This is a genomic window from Pseudomonas brassicacearum (assembly GCF_003732265.1).
Lineage (GTDB): Bacteria > Pseudomonadota > Gammaproteobacteria > Pseudomonadales > Pseudomonadaceae > Aquipseudomonas > Aquipseudomonas brassicacearum_D.
The window spans coordinates 1-625 of record NZ_MOBK01000400.1 but is presented as its reverse complement, the minus strand read 5'-3'; the positions used below and the strand labels follow the sequence as shown (position 1 = coordinate 625).

The window sequence follows — 625 nt, the reverse complement described above, 5'->3', positions numbered from 1 at the left end:
GCACGGTGAAGCCGTGTTGCTGCCAGAGACGCTCGATCAGTTGCTGCATTTCAATGCGGGTCAGCGCATCCAGCGCGCCGAGCGGTTCGTCGAGCAACAGCAGGCGCGGTTGGTGAATCAGCGCCCGCGCCAGTGCAACGCGCTGCTTCTGTCCGCCAGACAACGCCGCCGGCCCCTCATTGGCGCGATCGGCCAGACCCACCGCGTCCAGTGCTTCAAGCGCTTTCGGACGCCAGTTGCCTTTAAGGCCCAAGCCGACATTGTCGATGATCTTTTTCCACGGCAGCAGACGCGCCTCCTGGAACATCAATCGGGTGTCTTCCCGTGCATCGCTGAGCGGCGCAGAACCGGCCAGCAAGTCGCCGCCAGTCGGTTGATCAAGCCCAGCGAGCAAACGCAGCAAGGTACTTTTGCCGCAGCCACTGCGCCCGACCACGGCGACGAATTGCCCCGCCGGAATGTGCAGATCGATGTCACGCAGCACCTGCCGCGCGCCGAAGGTTTTCTGCAGGTTGCGCACCGCCAGCGGAATCCCGCGAAGCAGGCGTGGAGGTTGTTGAGCAGTCATGCCGCACCTCCTTTGGCAACCTGATAGGCCGGGTGCCAGCGCAACCACACACGCTCA

The 625-nt window shown here is 63.7% G+C and carries 1 protein-coding gene; it reads right to left on the bottom strand.

Going from position 1 to position 625, the window contains the following annotated elements:
- On the bottom strand, positions 1 to 568 hold a 568-nt coding region (locus BK660_RS31925; protein ID WP_123436468.1), incomplete at its 3' end, for an ATP-binding cassette domain-containing protein.
- Positions 569 to 625: the final 57 nt, after the last annotated feature.